At 47.9% G+C, this 7,024-nt stretch carries 7 protein-coding genes; 3 read left to right on the forward strand and 4 right to left on the reverse strand.

What is annotated here, in order from left to right:
- Positions 1-319 precede the first annotated feature (319 nt).
- From VMT62_10465 to VMT62_10475, 3 genes are all read right to left on the reverse strand, one after another.
- Positions 320-1,291 carry a DUF2950 domain-containing protein gene (locus tag VMT62_10465; GenBank protein ID HVN96844.1) on the reverse strand — a complete coding sequence of 324 codons (972 nt, stop codon included), beginning with the start codon at positions 1,289-1,291 and terminating at the stop codon, positions 320-322.
- Positions 1,292-1,353: 62 nt separating this feature from the next.
- The gene (locus tag VMT62_10470; GenBank protein HVN96845.1) at positions 1,354-2,565 is read right to left on the reverse strand and encodes a DUF3300 domain-containing protein; all 1,212 of its coding nucleotides are present in this window, start codon (positions 2,563-2,565) and stop codon (positions 1,354-1,356) included.
- A gap of 159 nt (positions 2,566-2,724) precedes the next feature.
- A complete protein-coding gene (locus VMT62_10475; GenBank protein ID HVN96846.1) occupies positions 2,725-3,111 on the reverse strand; it encodes a hypothetical protein in 387 nt (128 codons plus the stop codon).
- A 573-nt stretch (positions 3,112-3,684) separates the two neighbouring features.
- Here VMT62_10475 and VMT62_10480 point away from each other — a divergent pair.
- The 3 genes from VMT62_10480 (at position 3,685) to VMT62_10490 (ending at position 5,811) form a co-directional block, all read left to right on the forward strand.
- Positions 3,685-4,605, forward strand: a complete 921-nt coding sequence (locus tag VMT62_10480) for a VOC family protein (GenBank protein ID HVN96847.1) — start codon at positions 3,685-3,687, stop codon at positions 4,603-4,605.
- 633 nt (positions 4,606-5,238) lie between these two features.
- Positions 5,239-5,481 carry a hypothetical protein gene (locus tag VMT62_10485; protein ID HVN96848.1) on the forward strand — a complete coding sequence of 81 codons (243 nt, stop codon included), beginning with the start codon at positions 5,239-5,241 and terminating at the stop codon, positions 5,479-5,481.
- Positions 5,482-5,496: 15 nt separating this feature from the next.
- Positions 5,497-5,811, forward strand: a complete 315-nt coding sequence (locus VMT62_10490; GenBank protein HVN96849.1) for a hypothetical protein — start codon at positions 5,497-5,499, stop codon at positions 5,809-5,811.
- A 207-nt stretch (positions 5,812-6,018) separates the two neighbouring features.
- Here VMT62_10490 and VMT62_10495 read toward each other — a convergent pair whose 3' ends face one another.
- Positions 6,019-6,462, reverse strand: coding sequence for a YbhB/YbcL family Raf kinase inhibitor-like protein (locus VMT62_10495; GenBank protein HVN96850.1), 444 nt, complete (start codon positions 6,460-6,462; stop codon positions 6,019-6,021).
- Positions 6,463-7,024 lie beyond the last annotated feature (562 nt).

The following is a 7,024-nucleotide window of genomic DNA, read 5'->3' on the forward strand; positions in this document are numbered from 1 at the left end:
ATGAATGAGAAAAATGCCAGCACATTCTCTTTACCAGCCAGACATGGCTAGGCTGTCCGAGGGATGTTTTCAGGGTCACCAGATTTAAGTTAGGAGTCAGATGGTCACAGTCGTGTGGTGCACTTCCTGAACACCACACAGAGCATCTCTACTATAGAAAGGAGGTTAGTCTGGGAAACGATTGGTCGGCGAGAATCTGACAGATGAAAGTTATGTTTAGTAATTGATACCGCTTACCATCAGCTCAACACCGATAACACGCGAGGACTTCTGTTCTGCCCCTCCATTTTTCCCATCATTGTTAATTGGTAAAGGGTTATCATTCCTTAACGAGAGTCCAGGTTCTATCAGGATCATACAATTTCATCTCTTGAGCGATCTTAGTTGTCTCCGGTCCAAGGTTCTTCTGATAGACTTTCCCCTGTTGATTGACAACAAAGGTCATAACACCTGACCTGTTCCAGTTTGAGGGAAATGCGACCATGGCAAAACCTGCAACCATATTGCCATTAATAACGTAATTGTATTTTCCCCCTGGTGCATTTTCCCCCTGTCTCGTTAGGATTCTAAAATAATAACCGTGAAACGGCGTTGACTCTTGTCTGAAAGCTGCTTTTTCCCTCTTATATCCTTCCTTCCAAGCTTGAGCGACGAGTTCCCCGAGGGGACTTACCTCTTCTCCTGGCTTTGTCCTCCAGAAAAGACCATTCTTTCTGCCAGGATCGCTTCGTAACTTCTGTGCATAGGCCAGCACTCCAGTATCCTCCCAGTCCTTTAGTGCATACTCTCGCTGCGCCTTCACGTACGAACGGCAGACCAGTATGGCGGTGAGTTCATTTTCCCCAATACGACGGTTTAGAATTTCTTCCTTACCTGCTTCAGTATCAAAAAGCCACTGGCCGTCTTTTTTAACAATCGGAATTGGAAAGGGCCACTTTTCATTACCTACGTGAAGGATAACCGTTGATTCATTCTCTTTGACAAGGTCAGTCCTTTCCGCCAAATGCTTCGCAAGTGACTCAAGGGCGGCAGCGTGCTGCACCTCGTCATCAGAGATAAGCTCTTTTCTGGCAGGTCCGAATATCTGATCCAGTGCAGCCGCGTCGTTTGACTTTACAGCTTCAACCAAGGCCTTCAGAGCATCTTCTGGCGAGGTAAAATATCGCTGAGACGCTTCCCCAGTGTCTGGCAAGATCCACATAATGGCTAAGGCTGTCACTGCCAAGAGCGCAGAGACAAAAACCATCCTCTTTACCGAATCAAATATGGAGTCATTTAAACTGGTCTTCATAATATCCTTCCTTTCCTCATTCAGTCATGTTCCTAGTAGGAAGCTCTATAAGACGCCCTACCTCAATTACGGCGTTTGCCGCTGCTGGACGCACCGCCACCTGTTGGAACGTTGCCCCTTTTTACTGGAGTTGATGGAACGTAAACTCCCACATTACTTTGGCGGCTAGTTTGACCACGCATGCTCTGCGTTTTGACTTCATTGGGTCCCCTGTATCCACCAAAAACAGCAGGGGCTTGAACTGCCGGACGTGGACTGACAACAGGTGCCTGAACTGCTGGACGCGGGCTGACAACAGGAGTCTGACGCACCGGTTGTGGACCAGCAGTGCGACGACTGTCTTTGCCGCGTATGGTAAATTGCTGGACATTGGTTTTTGGGGCGAACGCGTTTCGCGCAGGTCCAGTCAGCGGTGAACCCCTTCCGCGGACTTCAGTGGTGTGAGGATACCTGCCACTAGGAGTCCCAACTGGTCTTGACGCCCAATACTTGCCTGGATCACCGTGTGACGGGTCATGCCTCCATGTCTGATTGATGTACGGCCTGCTCCTTTGGACATAAACATTCTTTACGTGAACATAGGGCCTTGCATTATTGACCCAACCCGGGCGGTTCCATCCGTGATAGAACACGTGATGACGACCCCAGTCAAAGTCCAAGTCCAGCCAGCTTCCGATCAGCAACCCAAGACCAAAGGTAGCAAAAGGGGGAATGCCCGGACTCCATCCTTGAACATATACGACTGAAGGATCGTACTGAGGGACATATATATATTGAGGTTGGGCAGGAACGATCTGAATGTCGTTTCCCTCGGTAGTAACAGTCTGTTGATCATTACTATTCAAATTACCCAGGTTTTGCGCTCGCCACCTCAGACGCTGGATTGAATTTGTTACATCTTTCGGCTGGTTCAGAAATGCATCACCAACGGCCGAAGTCCAATCCATGTTATCAGCCATCATATAAAGAACCTCCGGGTAGTGAGTAATTGCCCGGACGTTTTCATCCCAATTTTCTTCATCAATGCGTGATGGGTCTCCGCCACTTCTCAGCCAGTCTGCCGCATCGGCAACCTCTTCCGGGTACGTCGAGGCTGGCAACATCTGAGCTAGCAAAGGATCCGGATAGAGCGCGACGGGAGCAAGGAGGTCATCAAGTTCTTGCTCCGTTAGCAAGTATGCCGCTGACGAGTCCCTTGCCGTGCCTATAGCAAGTGTGAGGGAAAGGCATGCCAAGAGTGTAAACAGAAAGCTCTTTGTTTTGCCTTTATTCATAGGCTCAACTCCTCATTTCATGCCACTTTATAATTTAATCTTTCTTTCTGGTGTAAATCTATACCGTAGAAAGCGCATGGTCCGGTTCCGGTCACCACCGGAAGATGCCTCGATCGTACCGACATAGTTATTAACCACTCCTAGATGGCCTTTAGCCATTCACCGATAGTACTCTCTCGGCGTATAGTGTCCATGTGTTATATATGCCTTTGGCGCATAGTACGCAGGCCTTACATATACCCTAGGTGCATAGTATCTTGCCGGTGCAGTGTATACTCTTGGCGCATAGTATGCTCCAGGAGCGTAGTATGTTACAGGTACTTGCGGTGCAGCATAACCGTATGCTGGTGGCACTGTGGCTGCAAGATTGACTACGGTTCCGATAATGGCCGCGGGAATGGTCAGAGCAGCAGTGATTGGCCACAAAGGATTGCATCCACCACCTCTTCCATAGTACCCTCCTCCCCATCCGCCGGCAAACACTGGTGCTACGGATGTTAGAGATAGAAGACTTGCAACGATAAGTGCTACAACAATCTTTCTCATAAATCCTCCACTTCCGTTTGTTTTAGATAGTTATTAAAGTCACATATATAGACACTGAGACCAAGTGAAAGGTTTAATTCTCATTGAATGTGAGTCTGTCTTCGTGAAGACAAACAATCAGGCATCTGTCCCCAAAGTGTCTCCAAGTCAAGAAACTGCTCAAATAAGCATGTAAAGTCAATACGTTCCAAGATCCTCTCAGAGTTCGAATCTCACCCCTCCGGCAATTAGTTTGTTGTTCTTATTATACGCAGACAATTAAGTTTCGACAAAATGACAACCTAACCTCTTGATTTATAGAGATCAGGAAAAAACCCAAGAAATAAATTGTTACTTTTTCGACCGGGAAACAATAAAGTTCTTGCTTTTTGAGCAGGCTTTTACCCGTAACACGCACCCCGTTTCTATCGAGTACTGACTACTCAACGCTATTCAATTAATTGCAACAATCAAGATTTCGAGAAGGAATACGGATAAAGCCACACCCCTTAAGTACAGCTTATAATCAGTAAAGTTCTCTCTAAAAACTTGACATCATTTTTTTCTATTATATAATCAAAATGGGTGGCATTAATGGACGATATGAAATATTATTATCAGATTCTTAGGCATGGGTTGCTCGCCGTACTTCTCGGCGTTGCGTGTGCTGTGCCGGTCATGGCCGCACCGATCCAACTGCCAGCGATTGTTGAGCCCGCCAGCCAAGAGCATCACGCCGGCAAAGTTATATTTGTTGAACTGGTGACACCGGACCTCGCCGCTGCCAAACAGTTCTATACGGGACTGTTTGGTTGGACATTTCGCGACATTCAGGCCGGTAGGATAGAGTACGCAGAGGCATTACTCGATGGTCGTCCTGTTGCAGGACTGGTTCACAAGAAAGTACCGGCGGGCGAGCATCGACAGCCAAGGTGGCTGAGCTTCTTTGCTGTGGGCGATGTCGACGGAGCTAAAAAGATTGCTTTGCAAAATGGTGCGAAGGTGTTGTTCGAGCCGCATAGCATACCTGATCGCGGCCGTGAAGCAGTCTTCGCGGATCCGCAGGGAGCCGTTTTTGCGGTCCTCTCTTCCAGTAGCGGTGATCCGTCCGATGTTCTGGTCGCACCCGGAGAATGGATTTGGTCCTCGTTGATCACAAGCGATCCGGACACTGATGCTGCCTTTTATCAGAAGCTATTCGACTACGAAGTCTTCGAGTTGCCTCCTAGCGAGGGTGCCCAACATCTCTTGCTCTCATCCGATAACTATGCTCGTGCGAGCGTAAATACGCTGCCCGCAAATAGGCCCAATGCCCATCCCCACTGGCTCAATTACGTACGCGTTGAAGATGCGGTCAAGATGGCTGAAAAGGTCGTGGCACTCGGTGGCCGCGTGGTGGTCGCGCCGCGGATTGATCGCCACGGCGGCAAGGTTGCAGTGGTCGCCGACCCTTTGGGGGCATGCTTTGGATTGCTTGAATGGCCGAATACTGAGAGTAAAGAGGTGCCCAAGTGAATATCTTACTCTTACGCTGGTTAGGGCTCGCCTTCGTGGTCTTGACCTTGACAGTCCTGCTGTCCGGCTGCATCTTAACTGAGGGAGGATACGATTACTACGACGGCGGAGACGTTGGGGTGACTTACTATGAACCCTCTGTTATCGAATACGGTGGTTGGGGACCTAGCTACCACGTGGCGCCGTTTCGCGGCGATGAACATCGTCACGAAGTTGAACATCATACAACCAGTAGGGGCGGCCACGCTGCGCCAGCTTACAGGCCTGCTCCTGCTTCCCACTCGATGCCGTCTATTCCGTCTCGGTCACGCTCTGGTGGCTCACGATCACATTGAAGTACGGCCTGACCTATATTCCTTCATTTTTTCTCAATTCCAATAATAACTAACCTTGTGGGTATTTTCTGATTCCTTGAAAGAAATAATATCCTATTCGCCACATCTTGGGAAGAAGAAAGGAAGCTAAATCAAGAGGAAATGAATTATTACCGTATTATCCTCCTGAGTATTACACTTGGAGTGTTTATTGCCACTCATACTATGCAGGATTACATCAAATTCTAAAGGCGCGGAGAACAGGAAGGAAGTGATCTCTTGTAAGATACGGCGCATTTGTGTAATATGATAACGAATTATGCCAGGCAGGGACGAGATTAATAGGCCGGAATGGGAAAACCAGGATAACTGGACATCGCTGGGATTCTATTTTTCAAAACGTGATTCGAGGTGGATAGTCCCCAAGAGAAATCCAGTACTCGGATGGACGTTCAATCTGGGAAATCCGAAGGGCGCCTTTGCAATGATCATGTCTTTTCTTATTCCGGGTATGATATTGGGCGGCATAATTATATTTGTTGTTTTGAAAATCTGGCACTGATCGGACGGAGGGCGCATGCGCTGGTACTACTACATTGCCTATTTCTTCGGTGGGGCGTTTCTCGCAAACGCGGTGCCCCACTTCGTAAGCGGAGTGTCAGGGCATTCGTTCCCCAGCCCGTTTGCTCATCCACCGGGGGAGGGGCAGTCGCCCGCGATGGTAAACGTGCTTTGGGGCTTCGCCAACCTCGTCATCGGCTACTTGCTCATCTGCAAGGTGGGAACCTTCGAGCTGCGGCGCTGGCGGCACGTCCTCCTGGCCGGGGCCGGAGCCCTCTTGATGGCCGTGATGCTCGCGCGGGCATTCGGGAGGCTCTACGGTGGGCTGTGATAGGGATAACCTTGCACACTTCATTTCTGTTTGCTTTTATCACAAACATAGTTTTCTGACTGCGTAAGTACTTCTATCGGTATATTATCCAGAAAACTGTCTAATTCCATTTCTACTGCGCATCATTCGATCAAGTCTGGGCTGCGTTTGTTACAGGAAGAACAGTTGTTCTGCTTCGATCTGAAAAGTTAAAAGAATTTGCTTCGTTCACCTGCTTCTTTCATAGAGCCCTATTAATTGTGCTTCTGCAAGAATATGCCCTTTCATTGATGATTCAAGGGCAGTCTTCCCGACACTGGCGCCGATATTCAGGGTCATATCAAGTGCATATAGTTTGAAGAAATATCGATGTGTTCCAGAGGGCGGGCATGGACCTCCGTAGTCGTGTTTCCTGAAATCATTCGTACCCTGCATTGATCCCTTGGGGACAGAGTTTTCTTTTATCTCCGAGGTCTTCGGGTCTATGTTCCAAACAACCCAATGTACCCATGTGCCCATTGGGGCATCCGGGTCATCAACTATGAGGGCAAGTGATCTTGCATTAGCAGGAATCTCTTCAAACTTTAGCGGCGGGTTGACATCACTGCCGTCACAGGTGTATTTCTTCGGTATCTGTCCGTTGTGTCCGAAGGCTGTACTTGAAATCTTCATCTGAACCTCCTTCCCATAAACGTCGATAAAGAGACAAAATACTAGGGTCAATAAAAATAGTATCGCCTTATATCCCACAACCTCTTCCTTTCAGTGGTTTTATTTAAATGATAGCAGGGTTACAGAAAAAGTACAGAGGATGATTGTCATTTTAGGTTTCTAACTTCAATATTAAGAGGCGACTTGTCCTATTGGTTACCGTTTGAAAGGTTCATTTATGAGAACTGCATCGGAAGTGTTTGGTTCAGGAAGGAAGGTTGCGATAGACATCCTTTTTTCGTAAACGAGTGTTTTATCCCGTACCTTGCTCCAAAAAGATCTTATAAGAGCGCCAAATTAATTTTTCGGCTGCTTCCTGTAATCAACGCGAGTTTCGATTTCCTGAAATAGAGGAGTACGTCCCGAATCGTGTTTGCTTTCACGACAGCGATATTATGAGCTCTTCAGATAAGCCGCAAAAGATTCTCTCTTCCCAAGCGTTGAATTCTGGTCGTAACATTGCTCAGCAAGACCTCCAAAAAGTAACAAAGGATTTGACGTGAGATTTTGTATGGGGTTCACC

This window comes from Syntrophorhabdaceae bacterium (genome assembly GCA_035541755.1).
In the GTDB taxonomy this organism is placed as follows: Bacteria; Desulfobacterota; Syntrophorhabdia; order Syntrophorhabdales; family Syntrophorhabdaceae; genus PNOF01.

Bases quoted from the DNA above. Each gene is read 5' to 3' on its own strand.
- VMT62_10465 (HVN96844.1), bottom strand. From the start codon at position 1,291: ATGAAGACCAGTTTAAATGACTCCATATTTGATTCGGTAAAGAGGATG.
- VMT62_10480 (HVN96847.1), top strand. From the start codon at position 3,685: ATGGACGATATGAAATATTATTATCAGATTCTTAGGCATGGGTTGCTC.
- VMT62_10485 (HVN96848.1), top strand. From the start codon at position 5,239: ATGCCAGGCAGGGACGAGATTAATAGGCCGGAATGGGAAAACCAGGAT.
- VMT62_10495 (HVN96850.1), bottom strand. From the start codon at position 6,462: ATGAAGATTTCAAGTACAGCCTTCGGACACAACGGACAGATACCGAAG.
- VMT62_10470 (HVN96845.1), bottom strand. From the start codon at position 2,565: ATGAATAAAGGCAAAACAAAGAGCTTTCTGTTTACACTCTTGGCATGC.
- VMT62_10475 (HVN96846.1), bottom strand. From the start codon at position 3,111: ATGAGAAAGATTGTTGTAGCACTTATCGTTGCAAGTCTTCTATCTCTA.
- VMT62_10490 (HVN96849.1), top strand. From the start codon at position 5,497: ATGCGCTGGTACTACTACATTGCCTATTTCTTCGGTGGGGCGTTTCTC.